Source organism: Streptomyces nanshensis (assembly GCF_001751255.1).
GTDB classification, from domain to species: Bacteria; Actinomycetota; Actinomycetes; order Streptomycetales; family Streptomycetaceae; genus Streptomyces; species Streptomyces nanshensis_A.
Genome location: NZ_LJGW01000476.1, coordinates 1 through 477, shown reverse-complemented (window position 1 = coordinate 477; position 477 = coordinate 1). Strand labels below are relative to the sequence as shown.

1 pseudogene is annotated in these 477 nt (G+C 71.1%); it reads left to right on the top strand.

Annotated elements, in window-relative coordinates:
* A pseudogene (locus AN218_RS28685) lies at positions 1-477 on the top strand (mucin-2); the annotation flags it as partial.

Here is a 477-nt window from a genome sequence, read left to right as displayed (position 1 = left end):
CCCCAGCGCTGCCGCCGTCGTGGCCGTCACGGCACCGAACCGACCGCTGACCGTCGCATGGTGCGGAGACTGCCGCGCCTACATCCTGCCCAGGCCGGGAAACACGGCGCAGCGACTGACCAACGATCACAACCTTCGCCGCGTCTCCCCGGAGGACGACGAGACGCTGCCGGGGGACCGCAGCATGCTCACTTCGCTCTTGGGGACGTGCGATGACGACGAATCAGCGCTCACCAGCTTCGGCCATCCCGTCGTCGAGGCCGTTACTCTCCCCGGGGCCCCCGGGGAGTCCCGTCGTCTCGTGCTCGCGTCCTGCGGCGCCTACGAGCCGCACGAGGACGGCGGGCACCCGCTTGCCGGCGAACTGACCGGAACCCCGCGCGAAGCTGCCCGGCGCTTCACCGCGAAGGCCGTGCAACTATCGCTTGCCGCCTCACGCGCGCTCGACCCGAACCGCCCGAACGCGGACAACGCCAC